Origin of the sequence: Methylobacterium brachiatum, assembly GCF_900113845.1 — a bacterium.
GTDB classification, from domain to species: Bacteria; Pseudomonadota; Alphaproteobacteria; order Rhizobiales; family Beijerinckiaceae; genus Methylobacterium; species Methylobacterium brachiatum.
This window is the reverse complement of sequence record NZ_FOQW01000007.1, coordinates 208,961-228,059: the sequence shown is the minus strand read 5'-3', so window position 1 is coordinate 228,059 and position 19,099 is coordinate 208,961. Positions and strand designations below refer to the sequence as shown.

The 19,099-nt window shown below is 70.3% G+C and carries 21 protein-coding genes; 17 read left to right on the top strand and 4 right to left on the bottom strand.

The features are described from left to right. Positions 1-2 precede the first annotated feature (2 nt). Positions 3-1,241: a glycosyltransferase gene (locus tag BMZ47_RS10975; protein ID WP_091862089.1), complete on the bottom strand. Its 1,239-nt coding sequence runs from the start codon at positions 1,239-1,241 to the stop codon at positions 3-5. A 143-nt stretch (positions 1,242-1,384) separates the two neighbouring features. Between BMZ47_RS10975 and BMZ47_RS10970 the strand changes: the two genes are divergently transcribed. Then, the gene (locus BMZ47_RS10970; RefSeq protein WP_091861831.1) at positions 1,385-2,650 is read left to right on the top strand and encodes a glycosyltransferase family 87 protein; all 1,266 of its coding nucleotides are present in this window, start codon (positions 1,385-1,387) and stop codon (positions 2,648-2,650) included. A 497-nt stretch (positions 2,651-3,147) separates the two neighbouring features. On the opposite strand, the gene BMZ47_RS29130 is transcribed toward BMZ47_RS10970, so the two are convergent. Continuing rightward, positions 3,148-3,279, bottom strand: coding sequence for a hypothetical protein (locus BMZ47_RS29130; RefSeq protein WP_280142721.1), 132 nt, complete (start codon positions 3,277-3,279; stop codon positions 3,148-3,150). Here BMZ47_RS29130 and BMZ47_RS10965 point away from each other — a divergent pair. From BMZ47_RS10965 to BMZ47_RS10955, 3 genes are read left to right on the top strand one after another with little or no spacing between them, the layout of a single operon-like run. Beyond that, positions 3,266-3,850, top strand: coding sequence for a hypothetical protein (locus BMZ47_RS10965; protein WP_139220967.1), 585 nt, complete (start codon positions 3,266-3,268; stop codon positions 3,848-3,850). The genes BMZ47_RS29130 and BMZ47_RS10965 overlap by 14 nt on opposite strands. Positions 3,851-3,891: 41 nt before the next feature. Further along, on the top strand, positions 3,892-4,554 hold the full coding sequence (locus BMZ47_RS10960; protein WP_091861825.1) for a DUF2268 domain-containing putative Zn-dependent protease: 663 nt from the start codon (positions 3,892-3,894) through the stop codon (positions 4,552-4,554). Beyond that, on the top strand, positions 4,551-5,063 hold the full coding sequence (locus BMZ47_RS10955) for a GNAT family N-acetyltransferase (protein ID WP_091861822.1): 513 nt from the start codon (positions 4,551-4,553) through the stop codon (positions 5,061-5,063). Before BMZ47_RS10960 ends, BMZ47_RS10955 begins: the two co-directional genes overlap by 4 nt. 194 nt (positions 5,064-5,257) lie before the next feature. On the opposite strand, the gene BMZ47_RS10950 is transcribed toward BMZ47_RS10955, so the two are convergent. Together BMZ47_RS10950 and crtD are read right to left on the bottom strand one after the other, a co-directional pair. Next, complete coding sequence (locus BMZ47_RS10950; protein ID WP_091861819.1) at positions 5,258-6,118, bottom strand: carotenoid 1,2-hydratase family protein; 861 nt, start codon at positions 6,116-6,118, stop codon at positions 5,258-5,260. Beyond that, positions 6,115-7,677, bottom strand: a complete 1,563-nt coding sequence (gene crtD, locus BMZ47_RS10945) for a 1-hydroxycarotenoid 3,4-desaturase CrtD (RefSeq protein ID WP_208601036.1) — start codon at positions 7,675-7,677, stop codon at positions 6,115-6,117. Before crtD ends, BMZ47_RS10950 begins: the two co-directional genes overlap by 4 nt. A gap of 82 nt (positions 7,678-7,759) precedes the next feature. Between crtD and BMZ47_RS10940 the strand changes: the two genes are divergently transcribed. From BMZ47_RS10940 to BMZ47_RS10880, 13 genes are all read left to right on the top strand, one after another. Next, the gene (locus BMZ47_RS10940; RefSeq protein ID WP_091861816.1) at positions 7,760-8,629 is read left to right on the top strand and encodes a polyprenyl synthetase family protein; all 870 of its coding nucleotides are present in this window, start codon (positions 7,760-7,762) and stop codon (positions 8,627-8,629) included. Positions 8,630-8,661: 32 nt separating this feature from the next. After that, positions 8,662-9,780 carry a methyltransferase gene (locus tag BMZ47_RS10935; protein ID WP_091861813.1) on the top strand — a complete coding sequence of 373 codons (1,119 nt, stop codon included), beginning with the start codon at positions 8,662-8,664 and terminating at the stop codon, positions 9,778-9,780. Between the two features lie 99 nt (positions 9,781-9,879). Next, the gene (gene bchC, locus BMZ47_RS10930) at positions 9,880-10,818 is read left to right on the top strand and encodes a chlorophyll synthesis pathway protein BchC (RefSeq protein ID WP_091861811.1); all 939 of its coding nucleotides are present in this window, start codon (positions 9,880-9,882) and stop codon (positions 10,816-10,818) included. Next, entirely contained in the window at positions 10,815-11,819 is a 1,005-nt protein-coding gene (locus tag BMZ47_RS10925; protein ID WP_091861808.1) for a chlorophyllide a reductase iron protein subunit X, read from the top strand. The genes bchC and BMZ47_RS10925 overlap by 4 nt, the downstream gene beginning before the upstream one ends. A 3-nt stretch (positions 11,820-11,822) precedes the next feature. Beyond that, positions 11,823-13,352 carry a chlorophyllide a reductase subunit Y gene (gene bchY / locus BMZ47_RS10920; RefSeq protein WP_091861805.1) on the top strand — a complete coding sequence of 510 codons (1,530 nt, stop codon included), beginning with the start codon at positions 11,823-11,825 and terminating at the stop codon, positions 13,350-13,352. After that, the gene (gene bchZ, locus BMZ47_RS10915) at positions 13,352-14,818 is read left to right on the top strand and encodes a chlorophyllide a reductase subunit Z (RefSeq protein ID WP_091861802.1); all 1,467 of its coding nucleotides are present in this window, start codon (positions 13,352-13,354) and stop codon (positions 14,816-14,818) included. The genes bchY and bchZ overlap by 1 nt, the downstream gene beginning before the upstream one ends. A gap of 35 nt (positions 14,819-14,853) precedes the next feature. Further along, entirely contained in the window at positions 14,854-15,075 is a 222-nt protein-coding gene (locus tag BMZ47_RS10910) for a hypothetical protein (RefSeq protein WP_200905612.1), read from the top strand. A gap of 125 nt (positions 15,076-15,200) precedes the next feature. Then, on the top strand, positions 15,201-15,437 hold the full coding sequence (pufB, locus tag BMZ47_RS10905) for a light-harvesting antenna LH1, beta subunit (protein ID WP_091861799.1): 237 nt from the start codon (positions 15,201-15,203) through the stop codon (positions 15,435-15,437). 10 nt (positions 15,438-15,447) lie between these two features. Then, positions 15,448-15,636 carry a light-harvesting antenna LH1, alpha subunit gene (pufA, locus tag BMZ47_RS10900; protein WP_007563662.1) on the top strand — a complete coding sequence of 63 codons (189 nt, stop codon included), beginning with the start codon at positions 15,448-15,450 and terminating at the stop codon, positions 15,634-15,636. Between the two features lie 84 nt (positions 15,637-15,720). Then, a complete protein-coding gene (gene pufL, locus BMZ47_RS10895) occupies positions 15,721-16,545 on the top strand; it encodes a photosynthetic reaction center subunit L (RefSeq protein ID WP_007563664.1) in 825 nt (274 codons plus the stop codon). Between the two features lie 95 nt (positions 16,546-16,640). Next, positions 16,641-17,621 (top strand): photosynthetic reaction center subunit M, encoded by a 981-nt coding sequence (pufM, locus tag BMZ47_RS10890; protein WP_007563666.1) that lies wholly within the window; start codon positions 16,641-16,643, stop codon positions 17,619-17,621. 10 nt (positions 17,622-17,631) lie between these two features. Then, on the top strand, positions 17,632-18,753 hold the full coding sequence (gene pufC, locus BMZ47_RS10885; RefSeq protein WP_091861796.1) for a photosynthetic reaction center cytochrome PufC: 1,122 nt from the start codon (positions 17,632-17,634) through the stop codon (positions 18,751-18,753). Between the two features lie 116 nt (positions 18,754-18,869). Continuing rightward, on the top strand, positions 18,870-19,022 hold the full coding sequence (locus BMZ47_RS10880) for a DUF3096 domain-containing protein (RefSeq protein WP_007563670.1): 153 nt from the start codon (positions 18,870-18,872) through the stop codon (positions 19,020-19,022). Positions 19,023-19,099: the final 77 nt, after the last annotated feature.

The window sequence follows — 19,099 nt, the reverse complement described above, 5'->3', positions numbered from 1 at the left end:
CGTCACGAGAAGGCCCGGGCGCGGGCGCCCATCGTCCCCGCGGCGGACAGCGCCCGCACCCGGCGGCCGACCGCGTCGAGCCCGTCGAGCAGCCCCGGCACCAGCACCCGGGATGGCTCGCTCTGGCCTGGCAGGGCGCGGAGCGCCGCCGCCATGCGCTCGGGCGCGCGCCCGTCGGCCTCCAGCAGGACCCGGGCGAGGCCCAGCTGCTCGGCCGCCAGGGCCCGGATCGCCTGCTCCCGGCGCGGCTCGGTGCGCGGCACCAGGATCGCCCGCAGGTCGAAGGACAGGATCTCGCAGAAGGTGTTGTAGCCGCCCATCGCCACGACCCCGGCCGCCTTGCGCATCAGGAACTCGATCTGGCTGTCGAAGGTGATCGCCGCGATCCTGCCGCCGAGCCGGTCGATCCGCGCGGCGAAGCCGTCCCGGGTCGCCCCGTCGAGGAACGGCCCGAAGGCGATCAGGGAGGGCAGGGGAATGCCCGGATCGGTCTCGTAGGCGGCGATCACCCAGTCGATCAGGGCGGCGCCGTCGCCGCCGCCGCCGGGCGTGACCAGCACGAACGGCCCCCGGGCGATGGCCGGCTCCTCGCGGCCGACGCACATCTCCGGCACCTCCCGGCGGAGATAGCCGGTATAGATCAGCCGCCCGGCGATCCGCGCCGCCATCTCGGGCTCCATCGGCAGGGCCGCGAGCGGCTCGTGGATGCGGCTGAGACCGTAGACCCAAATCTCGTCGTAGAACCGCGCCATGGTCTCGGCCGCGCCCTTGCGCTCCCATTCGGGCACGAGCCGGTCGGCATCGTCGAGCACGTCGCGCAGGCCGAGCACCAGGCGTGTGCCCCGGGCCGAGGCGGATTCGAGCACCGGCATCAGCTCGCCATGGAAGCCCGCCGGCTCCTTGTCGACCAGGATCAGGTCGGGGGCGAAGCTGGCATCGGTCCGGGCGATGATCGCGGCCCGGCGCTCCACCGTGCGGGCCAGCGGCGTGGTGCCGTCGAGGCTGGCATAATTGCCGTCGGCGAACTTGGTCACCGGCGGCAACCGCACGGTGTAGACCCCGGGCGCGAAAGCGTAGCGGTCGATCACCGGCGAACCGGAGATGATCATCGCCCGCGCGCCGCGGTTGCAGGCCACGATCGCGTTCGCGATCGCCCGCGAGCGGCGCAGATGGCCGAGCCCGAACGTGTCGTGGCTGTAGATCAGGATACGGGGCGCGGGGGAGGCCTCGTCCGCTCGCATCGTCATCGCCGCCCCCGTTGACGGCGCGAATGTCGCAGCCGCGCCCCTCTCGCACAAGCCGCGCCGTTGGGCAAACCCCACGTTAACGGCGCCGGAACCGGCCTCGCCTAGGCTGAAACGGCACCGCATCGCCGAAAGCCGCCATGTCCGCGCCCATCCCGATCGAAGCGCCGGCCTCCCGCCCCACCGCGCTCTGGGCGGACCTGAAGGACCTCGCCGGCAGCGATGCCCGCCTGTTAGCCTTCGCCAAGCTGGCCGCCTGGGTGCTGGTGCCGCTGACCCTCGCCGTCGTCGCGGTGGTGTTCGGCACCGGCCCGGAGCCGCGCCGGAACTGGTACGGCGACATGCTCGGCAACGATTTCAGCCAGATCTGGGTGGCTGGCCGGGCGGCGCTCGAAGGGCGCGGCGGCGAGCCCTACGACCTGCCCGTCCATCTCGCGAACCTGAAGGCCGCCTTCGGGCCGGATTGCCGCTTCGCCTGGCACTACCCGCCGGTCTTCCTGATGCCGGCCGCCGCCTTCGCGAGCCTGGAGCCGCAGCCGGCCTTCTGGCTCTGGACCGCCCTGTCGCTCGCGGTCTTCGCCGGGGCGATGCGCTTCGCCGCTGGCCGGGGCGACGCGGCCTGGATCGCGCTCGCCCATCCGCTGGTGTTCTGCAACCTGACCTACGGCCAGAACGGCCTCTTCACCGCCGCGCTCCTGACGTTCGGGGCGCTCCTGGTCGACCGCCGGCCCTGGCTCGCCGGCCTGTGCTTCGGCCTGCTCGCCTACAAGCCGCATTTCGCCGCCCTGGCGCCGCTGCTCCTGCTGATCACCGGCCGCAGAGCCTGCCTGGCCTCCTGCCTCGCGACCGTTCTCGGCCTGTGCGGGGCCTCGCTGGTCCTGTTCGGCACCGCGCCCTGGCTCGGCTTTCTCGGCACGTTGGGCGAGACCAACCGGATCATCCTGGAGAACGCCGCGGCCGGGCTCGAGCTCAATGCCAGCGCCTTCGGGGCCGTGCGCCTGCTCGGCGGCCCGATCGCAGCGGCCTGGGCGCTTCAGGCCCTCGTCGCCGCCCTGGCCCTCGCCGTCGCCATCCGCGCCTGGACGCGGCCCGCCGCGCCCGCCCTGCGCGCCGCAGCCCTGCTGACCGCCGCGCCGCTGCTTTCGCCCTACCTGCCGGTCTACGATCTCGTCCCGCTCGTCCCGGCGACGCTGCTGCTGGTGCTTTTGGCCCAAAGCGCCGGCGGCCTGCGCCGCCACGAGCGCGCGCTTCTGCTGGCGACACCCCTGTTCGCGCTCCTGCGCGAGGGCGCCGGCCTCACGGGTTTCCCGCTCGGGCTGATGCTGGGCCTCGCCACCCTGGCCTGCATCGCCGACCGGATCCAACCCCTGGGATTTTGTCGCCGGCGGCAATCGATCCCGGCGTGAGGCTGAGTCTCACAGAACGCCCCCGCCATCCCGGAGCGCCGCAGCTGAGCCCGGACCCGAAGGGGCCGCCAGGGGCGGCAATCCGAGAACGCCGTCGGTGGACGAGCCTGTCGTGTCGGCGGCTCTGGATCCCGGGCGCCGCTGCGCGACCCCGGGGATAGCAGGGCGTGCCCGTATCGGTCTTGCCCTCGCTTCCACACAAAGCGTTGGCCTCCCGCGACCGGAAGCGATGAAGGGTCCGACCTGTTTTGCCCGTAGCAAGCACGGTGAAGCGGTGAGGGGCGCTTTGCTTGACACCGACGCCACGTCATGGCCGGATGTCAGCAAGTTCACGCGGACAGATCGGCGTGCATCCGTTTCAATCAAAAATTTTATCTTAGATTACTCGTTGAATACGAGCGCAAAATAATCTCGGCGCCGGAATATATTCAGTCCAAACATCATCGACGGGGAATCGGCATGTTCTCGGCATTCGTGAAATTCGTCGGCAGATCCTATCATTCCCACGCGGAGGCGACGAAATCGGCGGCCGCGTCAATTTCGGATCGGTCCGGCCGGGCGACATCCACGGGGTCGGCCGCCACCGCGGATGCGGATAAGAAGTCGTTCTCCCAGGTGGCGGTCGACACCCGGAAGTTCCTGGATGCCGGCTATCAGAAGCTCGGAAAGGTCGCCGATGCCGGCACCTCCGACCAGGATTGGCACGGCGTCATCCGGATCCAGACGCTGGACCGCCGGGCGCTCTACGCCATCACCACCAATCACGGCGGCCTGTTCTCGGCAACCGAGGTCAAGGCGGCCAAGGCCGAGGTGGCGTCGATCGAGGCGCGCGCGTCCCGGGCCGCCAACCCGCGCGGCACCGATGCGGCGGGGGCGGCCAAGGCGACGATCACCGTGCTGGACGGCGCCGGCCCGGAGGAGAAAGCCTCCCTGGATTGGGCACAGAAACGCGCCGCCGCGCAGGTCCAGTATCAGGGCCTCGCCAAGGAGCGGCACCAAAGGCGGGCGGCCCTCAGCGTCGAGACCGACAATCCCGTCGTCAACCACTTCGTCAAAGCCTACGGCGAGGCCGAGAAGGCGAAGCGCTACGCCCAGGACGGCGCATCGATCCGTGTCGAGGACATGCCGTCCTGGTCGAAGGGCGTCTCCCTGTGGAAGAGCCTCCACGAGCCGCAGGCGAAGGTTCTGGGTCACCTGTGACGGGATTGGGATGAGGCGACGACGCCGAGCGGTGTGTGGCGATGTCCTGGCAAGTACATTGGCTTGAGGCCTCGGGCGATCTGCGGCCCTGGCGCGAGACGATTGCGGCGGAGATCGCCATCGCCCGCGACGCGATCGCCCGCGTCCTGCCCCCGCCGGCCCTGGACATCGTAGTGGATCGCAATCCCGACGCGGTCATCCCGGAGCTCGGCACGACGGCCCAGGCCCATCGTCCGACCCTCGTCTGGCTGACCCTGGATCCCGACAATGCCAACTTCGCGACGTCCCTGCCCACGGGAGATATTCGCCGGACGATGGTGCACGAGGTGCATCACTGCGTGCGCATGACCGGGCCGGGTTACGGCACGACGCTCGGCGAAACCCTGGTCAGCGAGGGCCTGGCCGGCCGGTTCGCCAGCCACCTGTTCGGCACGCCGCCCGAGCCGTGGGAATGCGCCGTCTCCGACGCCGTGCTCGCGGCCAACCGTCCCGATGCCGCTGCGCTGGCGGCGACGGATTACGATCATGCCGCGTGGTTCTACGGGACAGGCGGGCGCTACCCGCGCTGGCTCGGCTACACGCTCGGATACCGGATCGTCGGGGATTGGCTCGCGGCGGGTCCGGCGCCCGATGGGGACATCTGGGTGAACGTCCCGGCCGACACCGTGCTGGCGGCGGCGCGGGGGCGCACGTTGGCGGCATGACCGGCGCGCCTTTCGCCGTGATGCGCCTGAGTGGCTCAGACGCGACCGATTTTCGTGAGCTTCGGCTGGACGGTCTGCGCAGGCATCCCGAAGCCTTCGGGGCGTCTTACGAGGAGGAGGTGCGTCAAACGCTCAACGATTCGCGGCGCCGTTTGGAGAGCGGCATCGTTTTCGGCGCGCGCCGAAAGGGCTTGCCCGCTCTCGACGGCATCGCCGGGCTGTTCATTCCGGAGGGGATCAAAACCCGGCACAAGGGTGTGCTCTGGGGCATATATGTCCGGCCCGAAGCTCGCGGCTTGGGCCTCGGGTCGGCGCTTGTGGCCCGGGTGATCGAGCACGCCGGTGGTGTTGTGGAGGAACTGACCTTGGCGGTTGGAACGTCTAACGACCAGGCAGCTAGTCTCTACAGGCGTGCCGGCTTTGAAGAATATGGACTGGAAGAGCGAGCGCTGAAAGTCGCGGGCCGGTACTACGGTGAATTTTTGATGCGCCTGATGTTAGTATCGTAAGCCGCTGTATTTTCGAACTTGCTCGGAAATTCAACGCATAGTCCAACCCACGCCCTCATCCCGAGGCCTTCGCGTCGCCGCGGCACCTGGGGATGAGGTGGAGGGTGGGAGGTTCGAAGTCGATGGGCTGCGCCTGATCGACGACGAACCCGGACGACGCAGGGACGGCGACACACTGTTCCAAACCCAAAACCTCACCCCGCATAGGGCCGCGGCATGCGGAACGGCAGCATCAACTGCACCAGCGGGTTGCGGAAGCGATCGAGCGACAGGCTCTCATGCACCGCCCGCACCGGCTCGCCGGCGAGCGTCGAGGCGAGCAGGGAGCGGGAATAGAACGGCGTGTCCTCGAAGGTGGTGAGCACCCGGGCGCGGCCGTCGTCGCTGCGGGTCTCCCGGGGCATGCGCCAGAACGACGTGGACGGCAGGGGGGCGGCCAGCGGCGGGCGGATCTCCCGGCGGCTGCCGTCGTGAGAGAAGCGCAGCGACAGGTTCTGGCCGCCGCCGTCGCGGTGGCGCACGTCGTACAGGATCGCCGCGCCGTCCGGCAGGTCGGCCCGGCACCAGGTCCAGCGGGTGAAGGCCGAGGCCAGGGGCTCGTCGCCGTCATTGGTGTCGAAATAGCCGCTGCCGGTCCAGCGGAGGTTCGGCTGGTCGAGCTCGACTTCGACGCGGGAGGACGGCGCCATCGGCCACCAGCGGTGCCGGCCGTTCGGGTCGAGCTGGAACGGGCCGGAGGTGAAGCCGCGCGGGGTGAGCCGCACCGTGCCGCGCACCCGCCGGGGGAGGGGGGCGCCGCGCTCGTCGATCTGGATCGTCAGCGTCGTGCCGTCCCACGCCATGGCGCTCGGACCGATGGCGAGGGAATGCCGGCTTCGGGACAGGCTGGCGGCGCCGCGCTCGGTCATGGCGAAGCGTGTCCGGTCGCCGTAGAGCACGACGTTCATCGCGCAATGCGCGAACGGGTCCTTGTCGGCGCTCCAGCCGTAATAGGGCGAGAACACGCTGCCGATGAAGGCGATGATCGTCAGCCCCTGGCGGCCGTCGTCGCTCACCGCATCGACGTACCACCACGCGTAGCCGTTCTGCGCGACCGGGCCGTCGAATCGCGGTCCTGCAGGATCGCAGCCGCCGCCAGCCGGCCCGATTGCGCCGCCATCGGCACGCCCGGGCCGGGATGGATCGAGCCCCCCGCCAGGTACAGTCCGGGCAGGGCGGTCCGGGCCCCCGCGCGCTTGAAGGTCGAGGCCCAGCCCTGCGGCGCCCTCCCGTAGAGCGCTCCCGCGCTCCCGGGAAACCGGCTCTCGAACCCCGCCGGATCGGTCAGGACCGGGGGCGAGGCCATCGCCAAGGTCAGACCGCAGGCTTCCAGGCGGCGGCTCAGATTCGTCGCGCATGTCTCGATCTCCGAGGGCGTCGGCGGGCGGTCCCGGCCGTCGGCCGGGGCGTTGACGAGCAGGAGCAGGCGCTCCGGCCCGGTGGGCTCCGCACCGGACTCGGTCCGGTCCTGGGCGCAGATGTAGACCGTGGGGTCGTCGGGCAGGCGGCGCCGGCGCAGGATCGTGTCGAACTCGGCCCGGTAATCGCCCGAGAAGAACACGTTGTGATGGGCCAGCGGAAAGCCGTCGGGCTTCGCGACGGCCGCGAGGGTCAGCGCGGAGAGCGAGCGCTCGGCGGGCGCCAGGCGCTCGCCCATCGGCGCCGCCTGCTGGCCGAACAGACCGGCGCCCAAAGCCGACGCGTCGGCGTTGCAGACGACGCAGTCGGCGGAGATCGTCTCGCCATCCGCCAGGATCACGCCCGAGACCCGACCGCCCGCGGTGACGATCCGGTCCACATGTGCGCCGTAGCGGAACGTCGCCCCGCGCTGCGCCGCCAGGTCGGCCACCGCCTTGGCGAGGGCGCTCATGCCGCCCGCCACCGTCCAGATTCCGGCCTGCTCGACATGGGCCACCAGCATCAGGGTCGCCGGCGCGGTAAACGGCGAGGCGCCGCAATAGGTGGCGTAGCGCCCGAACAGCTGCAGCAACCGGGGATCGCGGAAGAACGTACCCAACGCCGACCACAGGGTGGCGAAGGGCTGGATCCGCCACAAATCGCCCAGCCCCGAGATCCCGACTCGCTGGGCCAGCCCGGTGGGACTGGTGCGACCCTCGCGGATGAACGGCCCCTCCAGGGTCCGGTAGACCTCAGCCGAGCGGGCGCAGAACCGGCGGTATCCCTCGGCCTCCCGGGGACCGGCAAAGGCCGCGATCGCGGCCGCCGAGGTGTCGAGATCGGCGGACAGGTCGAGACGCTCGTCCTGCGTCCAGGCGTGGCGGGCCAGGAGGCCGGCGGGCGCTAGCATTGCGTGCTCGTCGAAGGCAGCGCCGGATTCGGCGAACAATTCCTCGAAGACCCAGCGCATCGTGAACACGGTCGGACCGGTTTCGACGCGGGAATCGCCCACCCGGACGCTCGCCATCTTGCCGCCCGGCCGCGCGGCCCGCTCAACCACCGTTACGTCCAGCCCGGCATGGGCCAACCGTAAGGCGGCGGCCAGACCGCCGATCCCGGCCCCGATCACGACGACGCGTTCCTGCGCCACGCTGAACCCCGCCTCCAACCGCACCATCGGGATTGATCTGCGGCCCGACAAGTGTCAATAAGAAATGACACTTGTCGCTGACAACCGATGATAACACGGGAGGCGCGTCATGGAGTCGGGCCGGCGGATCGAACAGGCGCTGGACCGCGCCGTGGCCTATGCCGAGGCGCCGGGCGCGCCGCCCCTGCTGGCCGAGGCCCTGCGCTACGCCGTCTTCCCCGGCGGGCACCGTATCCGGCCCCGCCTCTGCCTATCGGTCGCCCGGGCCTGCGGCGACGACGACCCGGCCTCCTCCGAGGCCGCCGCCGCCGCGATCGAGCTGCTGCACTGCGCGTCCCTGGTCCACGACGACCTGCCCTGCTTCGACGACGCCCCCCTGCGCCGCCAGAAGCCGACGGTCCACGTCGCCTACGGCGAGCCGATCGCGGTGCTCGCCGGCGATGCCCTGATCGTCCTGGCCTTCGAGACTTTGGCCCGCGCCGCCGGACCCTATCCGGTCAGGCTCGGCCGGCTGGTCGGACTCCTGGGGCGCGCCGCCGGCTCGCCCAACGGCATCGCGGCCGGGCAGGCCTGGGAATCGGAGGCCCATATCAGCCTCAGCGACTACCAGCAGGCCAAGACCGGCGCCCTGTTCGCCGCCGCGACCGTGCTGGGCGCCGCCGCCGCCGGATCCGATCCGGAGCCCTGGCGCCGCCTCGGCGAATGCCTGGGCGAGGCCTATCAGGTCGCCGACGACCTGCGCGACGTCGCCTGCCGCCAGGAGGAGATCGGCAAGCCCGCCGGCCGCGACGCCACCCTCGGGCGCCCCAACGCCGCCGCCCTGCTCGGCACCGACGGCGCCCTCGACCGCCTGGCCCGGCTCACCCGCGATGCGGTGGCGGCGATCCCGGCCTGCCCGGGCCTGGCGCAGCTCAAGGCCGAGATCGAGGCGCAGGCGCGGCTGTTCCTGCCGGCGAGCCTGCGCGCGGTGGCGGCCTGACCGCCGGCTCGGTTCCCCGCCCCGGCGCGACCTTGGCCGCGCCGGCCTCGCTGCGCGACCGCTGGCTCGGCTGGCGCAACCGCCTCGTGGCGAGCCCGCGCTTCCAGCGCTGGGCGGCGGGCTTCCCGCTGACCCGGGGCATCGCCCGGAAGAACACGCGGGCTTTGTTCGATCTCTGCGCCGGCTTCGTCTACGCCCAGGTGCTGACGGCCTGCATGCGGCTCGACTTGTTCCGGATCCTCACCGAGGGGCCGCTGCCCCTCGAGGTGCTGGCGCGCCGGCTCGATCTCCCGCTCGAGAACGCGCGCTGCCTGCTGCGCGCCGCCGTCGCCCTCGACCTCGTCCGGACGCTGCCCGGGGACCGCTTCGGCCTCGCCGATCTCGGCGCCGCGCTCACCGGCAATCCCGGGATCGCCGCGATGGTCGAGCACCACGCGCTGCTCTATGCCGATCTCGCCGATCCGGTCGCGCTGCTGCGCGGCGCAGCGGGACCGACCCGGCTGGCAGGCTACTGGCCCTACGCGTCCGGCGCGATCGGCGATGCGGCGTCGGTCGCCCCCTATGGCGGCCTGATGGGCGCCTCGCAGGCGCTGATTGCGGACGACGTGCTCGATGCCTGCGACCTGTCCCGCAGCCGGCACCTCATGGATGTCGGCGGCGGCGAAGGCGCCTTCCTGCAGGCCGTCGCGGCCCGTCACGGCGCGTTGGGCCTCACGCTCTTCGATCTTCCTGCTGTCGCGGACCGCGCCGCCGAGCGAATCGCGCAGATCGGGCTGGCCGAGCGGATCGCCTGCCGCGGCGGAAGCTTCCACGATGGCCTGCCCACAGGCGCCGACACGATCACGCTGATCCGCATCCTCCACGATCACGACGACGCCCCGGCCCAGGCCCTCCTCGCGGCCGCGCACGCGGCACTGCCCCCCGGCGGCACGGTGATCCTCGCCGAGCCGATGGCCGGCACGCCCGGCGCCGAGCCGGTCGGCGACGCCTATTTCGGCTTCTACCTCCTGGCCATGGGATCGGGCCGGCCGCGTCGCGCCGAGGAGCTGCACGGGATGCTGCGCCAGGCCGGTTTCACCGCGTCCAAGGAGCGGCCGACGCGCAGACCGCTCCTGACCCGCCTGATCGTCGCGCAGAAAGACGCCCGCTAGTGTAAGAATAACTTGACGCAGGTTTGTGTCTATCTAGGATGACACAAGGCGGCTCCAGAGCGGCGAGAGTCGCGAGACACAGGGCGGAACATTCCAGTCATGGACGCTCTTGCCGTCATCCTCGAACGTCCGGAAAGCTTGGCGCTCAACCGCCTGCCCTTGACGCCGCCCGCCGCCGACGACGCCGTCGTGGCGATTGCCTGGAGCGGGATCAGCACCGGGACCGAGCGTCTCCTCTGGTCCGGCCGCATGCCGCCCTTTCCCGGAATGGGCTACCCGTTGGTCCCCGGCTACGAGTCCGTCGGCACGGTGGTCGAGGCCGGCGCCGATGCTGCGGTTCGGGTCGGCCAGACTGTCTTCGTCCCCGGCGCGCGCTGCTTCGGCGCCGTCCGCGGCCTGTTCGGCGGTGCCGCCTCGCACCTCGTCGCCCCGGCGGCCCGCCTCGTGCCCGTGGATGCCGCGCTCGGCGACCGCGCCTGCTTGATCGCCCTTGCCGCCACCGCCTACCGGGCGCTCGGCGGCCTTCGTCCCGGGGCGACGCCGCTCATCGTCGGGCATGGAGTGCTCGGGCGGCTCCTCGCGCGCCTCACCGTGGCGGCCGGCGCCGAGCCGACCGTCTGGGAGCGGGACTTCGCTCGGCGGGAGGGTAGCCCCGGCTACACGGTCCTGGCGCCCGAGGAGGATGCCCGGCGCGACTACACGGTGATCACCGATGTCAGCGGCGACGCCTCCGGCCTCGACGGCCTGATCGCCCGCCTGGCGCCCGGCGGCGAGATCGTGCTCGCCGGCTTCTACGAGGCGCCCCTGTCCTTCGCCTTCCCGCCCGCCTTCATGCGCGAGGCGCGAATCCGGATCTCGGCCGAGTTCCGCCCCGAAGATCTCGCCGCCGTCACGGCTCTGATCGAGGGCGGCCGGCTCTCCCTCGACGGGCTGATCACCCATCGTGTCCCGGCGGCGCAAGCCCAGGACGCCTACCGCACCGCCTTCGCCGATCCCGCCTGCCTGAAGATGATTCTCGACTGGAGGGACGCCGCGTGAACGTTCAGCTCAGCAAGGCCGCCCTCGACCAGGCCACCCAGCTCCGCGCCGAAGCGGCGATCGAGCCGGATGCGGTCCCGACCGCCCCGGTGAAGAAAGAAACGCAGATCATCGCGATCTACGGCAAGGGCGGCATCGGCAAGTCGTTCACGCTCGCCAATCTCAGCTACATGATGGCCCAGCAGGGCAAGAAGGTCCTGCTGATCGGCTGCGACCCGAAGAGCGACACGACCTCGCTGCTGTTCGGCGGCAAGGCCTGCCCGACCATCATCGAGACCTCGACCCGGAAGAAGCTCGCCGGCGAGCCGGTGGCGATCGGCGATGTCTGCTTCAAGCGCGACGGCGTCTACGCCATGGAGCTCGGCGGGCCCGAGGTCGGGCGCGGCTGCGGCGGGCGGGGCATCATTCACGGCTTCGAGCTGCTGGAAAAGCTCGGCTTCCACGAATGGGGCTTCGACTTCGTCCTGCTCGATTTCCTGGGCGACGTGGTCTGCGGCGGCTTCGGCCTGCCGATCGCCCGGGACATGTGCCAGAAGGTCATCGTCGTCGGCTCGAACGACCTGCAATCGCTCTACGTCGCCAACAACGTCTGCTCGGCGGTGGAGTATTTCCGCAAGCTCGGCGGAAATGTCGGCGTCGGCGGCTTGGTGATCAACAAGGATGACGGCACCGGCGAGGCGCAGGCCTTCGCGTCCGCCGCCGGCATCCCGGTCCTGGCCTCGATCCCGGCCGACGACGACATCCGCCGCAAGAGCGCGAATTACGAGATCATCGGCCGGCCGGAGAGCCGCTGGGGCAGCCTGTTCTCGGACCTGGCGGCCAACGTCGCCGAGGCGGCCCCGCACCGGCCGACGCCGCTCACGCAGGACGGGCTGCTCGGCCTGTTCTCCAGCGACGTGACCGGCCGCGACGTGGTCCTGGTCCCGGCGACCCACGAGGACATGTGCGGCGTCGCGCACGTGGCCAAGCCGTCCCTCGAAGTCGTCTACGACGAGGTCTAGGGCATGGCCGTCTCCCTCGACATCGCCGATCTGCGCGCCCGCCAGGCGGCCACGCCCGTCGACCTCGCCGCCACCAAGGGCGACGGGCTCGGCTGTCACGCCGGCAAGGACGCGATGCGGGCCGCCGCCGAGGCCGCCGGCATGTCGGAGACCCTGGCGCAGCTGCGCAGCGACTATCCGCAGGGACCCCACGACCAGCCGCAGAGCATGTGCCCGGCCTTCGGCTCGCTCCGGGTCGGCCTGCGCATGCGCCGGACCGCCACGATCCTCTCGGGCAGCGCCTGCTGTGTCTACGGCCTGACCTTCACCTCGCATTTCTACGGCGCAAGGCGCAGCGTCGGCTACGTGCCGTTCAACTCGGAGACGCTGGTCACCGGCAAGCTGTTCGAGGACATCCGCGAGGCGGTCCACGCCACCGCGAAGCCGGAGGATTACGACGCCGTCGTCGTCATCAACCTCTGCGTGCCGACCGCCTCCGGTGTGCCGCTCCGCCTGCTACCCAAGGAGATCGACGGCGTCCGGGTGATCGGCATCGACGTGCCCGGCTTCGGCGTGCCGACCCATGCCGAGGCCAAGGACGTCCTGGCCGGCGCCATGCTCAAGGTCGCCCGCACCGAGGCCGAGCAGGGCCCGGTCGCGACCCCGCGCGGCGGCCGATCGGAGCGCCCGAGCGTGGCGCTGCTCGGCGAGATCTTCCCGGCCGACCCGGTTGTGATCGGCGCGCTGCTGGAGCCGTTGGGCCTCGCTGCCGGGCCGGTTGTGCCGACCCGCGAATGGCGCGAGCTCTACGCCGCCCTGGATTGCGCCGCGGTGGCCGCGATCCACCCGTTCTACACAGCGTCGATCCGTGAGTTCGAGGCGGCGGGCCGTCCCGTGGTGGGCTCCGCCCCGGTGGGCGTCGACGGCACAGCGGATTGGCTCGACCGGATCGGCGAGGCCTGCGGCGTCGCCCGGGCCACCGTCGAGGCGGCCAAGAACCGGCTGCTGCCGGGTATTCAGGGCGCGCTCGCCGCCATGCCGATCAAGGGCCGGATCACGCTCTCGGGCTACGAGGGCTCGGAATTGCTGGTGGCTCGCCTGCTGGTCGAGAGCGGCGCCGAGGTGCCCTATGTCGGCACCGCCTGCCCGCGCACGCCGTGGTCCGAGGCGGACCGCGACTGGCTCGAGGCCCGCGGGACGCAGGTGCAGTACCGCGCCTCGCTGGAGGACGACCTCTACGCGCTGGATTCTCTGAAGCCGGATCTCGCCATCGGCACGACGCCGGTGGTGCAGCGGGCCAAGGAGCGCGGAACGCCCGCCCTCTACTTCACCAACCTGATCTCGGCGCGCCCGCTCATGGGCGCGGCCGGCGCCGGCTCCCTGGCGCGGGTGATCAACGGCGCGCTGGCCAACAAGCCCCGCTTCGACGCCATGCGCGACTTCTTCGAGGGTGTCGGCACCGGCTTCTCCGCCGGCGTCTGGCAGGACACGCCGCAGCGGCGGCAGGGCCCGAAGATCGAGGGCCCGAAGAAGCCGATCGGGGAGATGGCGTGATGCTGATCCTCGATCACGACAGGGCCGGGGGCTACTGGGGCGCCGTCTACGTCTTCACGGCGATCAAGGGGCTGCAGGTCGTCATCGACGGCCCGGTCGGCTGCGAGAACCTGCCGGTCACCTCGGTGCTGCACTACACCGACGCGCTGCCGCCGCACGAGCTGCCGATCGTCGTCACCGGGCTGGCCGAGGAGGAACTCGGCCGCCACGGCACCGAGGGCGCGATGAAGCGCGCCCATGCCACCCTCGATCCGGGCCTGCCCAGCGTGGTGGTGACCGGCTCGATCGCCGAGATGATCGGCGGCGGCGTGACGCCCGAGGGCACCGGCCTGCAGCGCTTCCTGCCGCGCACCATCGACGAGGATCAGTGGCAAGCCGCCGACCGCGCGATGCGCTGGCTCTGGCAGGAATACGGGGCGCGAAAGTTCGCCAAGACAGGCATCCCGGCCCGGCCCGAGAAGAAGCCCGGCGAGAAGCCCCGGGTCAACATCATCGGGCCGGCCTACGGCACCTTCAACATGCCCTCGGACCTCGCCGAGATCCGGCGGCTGGTCGAGGGGATCGGCGCCGAGGTCAACTTGACCTTCCCGCTGGGCTCGCACCTCGCGGACGTGCCCAAGCTCGTCAACGCCGACGCCAATATCTGCCTCTATCGGGAGTTCGGGCGCCTGCTCTGCGAGTCCCTGGAGCGGCCCTACCTGCAGGCGCCGATCGGCGTGCTCTCGACCACGAAGTTCCTGCGCACGCTCGGCGAGATCCTCGGCCTCGATCCGGAGCCGTTCATCGAGCGCGAGCGCCACACCACGATCAAGCCGGTCTGGGACCTCTGGCGCTCGGTCACGCAGGATTTCTTCGGGACCGCCAGCTTCGGGATCGTCGCGACCGAGACCTACGCCCGGGGCGTCCGGCACTTCCTCGAAGACGAGATGGGCCTGCCCTGCACCTTCGCGTTCAGCCGGTCGGCCGGGCAGAAGCCCGACAACGACGCTGTCCGCAAGGCCGTCGCCGAGAAGCCGCCGCTGGTCCTGTTCGGCTCGTTCAACGAGCGGATGTACCTCGCCGAGTGCGGGGCGCGGGCGACCTACATCCCGGCCTCGTTCCCCGGTGCGATCATCCGGCGCCACACCGGCACGCCGTTCATGGGGTTCGCGGGCGCGACCTACCTGGTCCAGGAAGTCTGCAACGCCCTGTTCGACACGCTCTTCCACATCCTGCCGCTCGCCCGCGATATGGACGCGGTCGAGGCCACCCCGGCGCGCCACCACCGCGAGCTGCCCTGGGACGAGGCCGCGCGCGCGGCCCTCCACGAGCTGGTCGAGGCGCAGCCGGTGCTGGCCCGGATCTCCGGCGCCAAGCGCCTGCGCGACGCCGCCGAGCGCGCTGCTCGCTCAGCCGAATCCGCCGCCGTGGCCCCCGCCCATGTGGCCCGCGCCCGTGCCGATCTCGCCGGGGGAATCCCCGCATGAGCCGCCTTTCCGTTCCCCCCAGAGGAGACCTGCCGATGCGCACGATGGTCCCGACCGCCCGCCTGCACCAGGAAGCCCTTCAGTTCCGGCTGATCCTGGCTGCCACCTACCCGTGCTTCCTGGCCGCCGCCGCCTTCGCCCGGTTCAAGCCGGCCCGGGATGCGTCCCGCTCCGGACTCGCGCCGGCGCGCCGCTCGGTGTTCGGCGAGGCCCGGGCCATGGCGGTCCAGGCGATCCCCTTCGCCTTCATGGGCTGAACGCCCTGATCGAGACGCTTCCGTCCGGTGACGCGGGGGAAGTCAAGCCGTGACCGCCGCGCGCGCCACGGCAGAACCCGTCGCGCTTCCTTCGGGGGCGCGGCCAACACACGGAGGTCTGAACGATGGCCGGTGGACCCGTTGCAACAGAAAGACCGAGCAGCCTGTCCGGGCTGACGGAACCGGAAGCCAAGGAGTTCCACGCGATCTTCCTGACGAGCTTCCTGATCTTCACGGCGATCGCCGTGGTCGCCCACATCCTCGTCTGGCTGTGGCGTCCGTGGCTTCCCGGACCGCAGGGCTACGCCTCCCTCGAGGGCGTCGGCGATGCGGCCCGCGCCGTCGTCACGCTGATCGGCTGAGGAGGATCGGATGCACAAGGTCTGGTTACTGTTCGATCCGCGGCGCACCCTGGTGGCTCTGTTCACCTTCCTCTTCATCCTGGCGCTGCTGATCCACTTCATCCTGCTCTCGACCGACCGGTTCAACTGGCTGGAAGGTCCGCGGCAGAATAAGGCCGCGAGCAACATCACCCTCGCGCTGCCGAGCATGCCCGCCTGATCCAGGCTGGCCGGGACCGCGGCACGCGACGGCCGCGGTCCCAAAAATCACAAACCGTTCCGGCCGGGCTGAGGAGTGTCCGCCATGGCGATGCTGAGCTTCGAGCGAAAGTACAGGATCCGCGGCGGCACGCTGCTCGGCGGCGACCTGTTCGACTTCTGGGTCGGACCGTTCTTCGTCGGATTCTTCGGCGTCACCGGGCTGTTCTTCACCGTGCTCGGCACCGCGCTGGTGATCTACGGGGCCGCGATCGGGCCGACCTGGAACATCTGGCAGATCAATATCGCGCCCCCCGACATCACCTACGGGCTGAAGCTCGCGCCCCTCAAGGAGGGCGGGCTCTGGCAGATCATCACGATGTGCGCGCTCGGCTCGTTCCTGTCGTGGATGATGCGCGAGGTCGAGATCTGCCGGAAGCTCGGCATCGGCTACCACGTGCCCTTCGCCTTCGGGGTGGCGATCTTCGCCTATTTCACCCTGGTGGTGATCCGGCCGTTCCTGATGGGCGCCTGGGGTTATGGGTTCCCGTACGGCATCCTCAGCCACCTCGATTGGGTGTCGAACACCGGATACCAATACCTCCACTTCCACTACAATCCGGCGCACATGCTGGCCGTGACGTTCTTCTTCACCACGACCCTGGCGCTGGCGATGCACGGCGGCCTGATCCTGTCGGCGACCAACCCGAAGCCGGGCGAGACGGTAAAGACCCCCGAGCACGAGGACACCTTCTTCCGCGACACGATCGGCTACTCGATCGGCACGCTCGGCATCCACCGGCTCGGCCTGTTCCTGGCCCTGTCGGCGGGCTTCTGGAGCGCCGTCTGCATCGTGATCAGCGGGCCGTTCTGGACGCAGGGCTGGCCGCAATGGTGGGGCTGGTGGCTGAACCTGCCGGTCTGGCGCTGAGACACCCGTCGCCCGCCGAGAATCGGGCGAAGCGACACCAATGATCCAAGCCGGCGCCGCACGACGCGTGCGGCACGCCGCGGGGAGGGCGGGCGATGGCCTATTACCAGAACATCTTCACCCAGGTTCAGGTCCGCCCGCTGGAGCCGGAGCACGGCATCCCGGTGAGCTCGAACGACCGGGTCGGCCGGCCGTTCAACAGCTACCTGTTCGGCCTGCTGGGCAACAGCCAGGTCGGCCCGATCTACATTGGCTACGTCGCCGCCCTGTCGATGGTCTGCGGCCTGATCGCCTTCGAGATCATCGGGCTCAACATGTGGGCCTCGGTGAACTGGGATCCGGTGCAGTTCGCCCGGCAATTGCCCTGGCTCGCCCTGGAGCCGCCCCTGCCGAAATACGGGCTGAAGGTCCTGCCGCCGCTCAACGAGGGCGGCTGGTGGCTGATCGCCGGCTTCTTCCTCACCGCGTCGATCCTGCTCTGGTGGGTCCACCTCTACCGCCGGGCCCGGGCGCTAGGGCTGGGCACCCACGTGCCGTGGGCCTTCGCGTCGGCGATCTGGCTCTACCTCGTCCTCGGCTTCATCCGGCCGCTGATGATGGGCTCGTGGTCGGAGGCCGTGCCGTTCGGCATCTTCCCGCATCTCGATTGGACCGCGGCGTTCTCCCTCCGCTACGGCAACCTGTTCTACAACCCGTTCCACATGCTCTCGATCACGTTCCTGTACGGATCGACGCTGCTGTTCGCGATGCACGGGGGCACCATCCTGGCCTGCTCGCGCTACGGCGCCGACCGCGAGATCGACCAGATCGTCGACCGCGGCACCGCCACCGAGCGCGCCGCCCTGTTCTGGCGCTGGACCATGGGCTTCAACGCCACGATGGAATCCATCCACCGCTGGGCCTGGTGGTTCGCGGTGCTCACGACGCTGACCGGCGGCATCGGCATCCTGCTCACCGGCACCGTGGTCGACAACTGGTACCTCTGGGCGGTCAAGCACGGCGTCGCCCCGTCCTATCCGCAGGTCTACGGCCCGATCGTCGACCCCGCCCATCTCGCACCCGGCATGAAGCCGTGAGGAGGCCGTCATGAAGACGATTCTGGCGGTGGTCGGCGGGGCGCTCGCCCTGTTCCTCACCATCGCGATGTTCGGGGGCGCGGGCTGGACCCATCCCCCCATGGCGGCCAAGCAGACCGGCTTCCGCGGCACCGGCATGGACCTGATCCGGACCCGGTCCGGCAACGCGGCGCTGGCGGCGGCCAACGTCGCCCCGGCCCCAGCCGACCCGGCCGAGGCCGGCGGCGAGAAGGCCTCGGCGGTCTACGAGAACGTGCAGGTTCTGGGAGACCTCTCGGCCGAGCAGTTCAACCGGCTGATGGTGTCGATCACCGAGTGGGTGGCGCCCCAGCAGGGCTGCACCTACTGCCACAGCACCGAGAACATGGCCTCCGACGAGCTGTACCAGAAGCGGGTCGCCCGGCGGATGCTGCAGATGACCCAGACGATCAACGCGTCCTGGAAGGAGAACCACGTCCACGAGGCGGGCGTGACCTGCTACACCTGCCACCGGGGCAATCCGGTGCCAGCCAACATCTGGTTCGACCGGCCCATCCAGGGCGAGGGCCGGTTCATCCCGCGCAACAACAGCCAGAACGTGGCGTCCGCCGAAGTCGGCAACACCTCGCTGCCCTACGACGTCTACCAGGCCTTCTATCAGCACAAGGACACGCCGGAGGACGCGGTGCGGGTCAACGCGACCACGGTGCTGCCCGAGACCAAGGGCAAGCCGATCCAGGATGCGGAGAAGACCTTCGCGATCATGATCAGCATGTCGCAATCGCTCGGGGTGAACTGCACCTTCTGCCACAACACCCGGTCGGTGGCGCAATGGGACACCAGCACGCCCAACCGGGTCCATGCCTGGTACGGCATCCGCATGGTGCGGGACCTGAACCAGGACTTCATGGAGCCGCTCACCTCGACCTTCCCGCGCAACCGGCTCGGAGCGATGGGCGACGTGCCGAAGATCAACTGCGCCACCTGCCACAACGGCGCGAACAAGCCGCTCAACGGCGCCAACGTGATCGGCCCCTATCCGGAGCTCGCCCACCCGACCATCGAGGCGAGCCTGCCCACCGGCGAGGCGAAGGATCCGATCCCCGGCACCACCATGCCGGCCCTCAAGCCGTCGATGCCGTCGAAGCCGTGAGGTGATTCTGCGAAGCGCCGGAGCGATCCGGCGCTTCGTCATGCGCCAGCTACAGGGAACCGCGATACGCTACGGGCGTCGACCGTCAACGGCCGAGCTCGGCCCTGGAGGCGCCCGTGACCATCACCATCTCGAACCTGCAGCCGCTCATCGCGATCCTGGCCGGGATCCTGATCCTGATCGCCCCCCGTCTGCTCAACTACATCGTGGCGATCTACCTGATCGTGGTCGGCGTGATCGGTCTCGGGCTGCTGCGCGGCCTTACCTAAAGTCGATTCACCGGCGCGAATCCTGACAGACTGCGCTGCGCGTCAGCCGCGTGCGCACAAGCCCGCAATGCGTTCAT

Excerpts from the sequence above, each read along its gene's own strand:
- BMZ47_RS10975 (WP_091862089.1), bottom strand. The coding sequence starts at position 1,241 with ATGCGAGCGGACGAGGCCTCCCCCGCGCCCCGTATCCTGATCTACAGC.
- BMZ47_RS10970 (WP_091861831.1), top strand. The coding sequence starts at position 1,385 with ATGTCCGCGCCCATCCCGATCGAAGCGCCGGCCTCCCGCCCCACCGCG.
- BMZ47_RS10960 (WP_091861825.1), top strand. The coding sequence starts at position 3,892 with ATGTCCTGGCAAGTACATTGGCTTGAGGCCTCGGGCGATCTGCGGCCC.
- BMZ47_RS10955 (WP_091861822.1), top strand. The coding sequence starts at position 4,551 with ATGACCGGCGCGCCTTTCGCCGTGATGCGCCTGAGTGGCTCAGACGCG.
- crtD (WP_208601036.1), bottom strand. The coding sequence starts at position 7,677 with ATGGTGCGGTTGGAGGCGGGGTTCAGCGTGGCGCAGGAACGCGTCGTC.
- BMZ47_RS10940 (WP_091861816.1), top strand. The coding sequence starts at position 7,760 with ATGGAGTCGGGCCGGCGGATCGAACAGGCGCTGGACCGCGCCGTGGCC.
- bchC (WP_091861811.1), top strand. The coding sequence starts at position 9,880 with ATGGACGCTCTTGCCGTCATCCTCGAACGTCCGGAAAGCTTGGCGCTC.
- bchY (WP_091861805.1), top strand. The coding sequence starts at position 11,823 with ATGGCCGTCTCCCTCGACATCGCCGATCTGCGCGCCCGCCAGGCGGCC.
- bchZ (WP_091861802.1), top strand. The coding sequence starts at position 13,352 with ATGCTGATCCTCGATCACGACAGGGCCGGGGGCTACTGGGGCGCCGTC.
- BMZ47_RS10910 (WP_200905612.1), top strand. The coding sequence starts at position 14,854 with ATGCGCACGATGGTCCCGACCGCCCGCCTGCACCAGGAAGCCCTTCAG.
- pufB (WP_091861799.1), top strand. The coding sequence starts at position 15,201 with ATGGCCGGTGGACCCGTTGCAACAGAAAGACCGAGCAGCCTGTCCGGG.
- pufA (WP_007563662.1), top strand. The coding sequence starts at position 15,448 with ATGCACAAGGTCTGGTTACTGTTCGATCCGCGGCGCACCCTGGTGGCT.
- pufL (WP_007563664.1), top strand. The coding sequence starts at position 15,721 with ATGGCGATGCTGAGCTTCGAGCGAAAGTACAGGATCCGCGGCGGCACG.
- pufM (WP_007563666.1), top strand. The coding sequence starts at position 16,641 with ATGGCCTATTACCAGAACATCTTCACCCAGGTTCAGGTCCGCCCGCTG.
- pufC (WP_091861796.1), top strand. The coding sequence starts at position 17,632 with ATGAAGACGATTCTGGCGGTGGTCGGCGGGGCGCTCGCCCTGTTCCTC.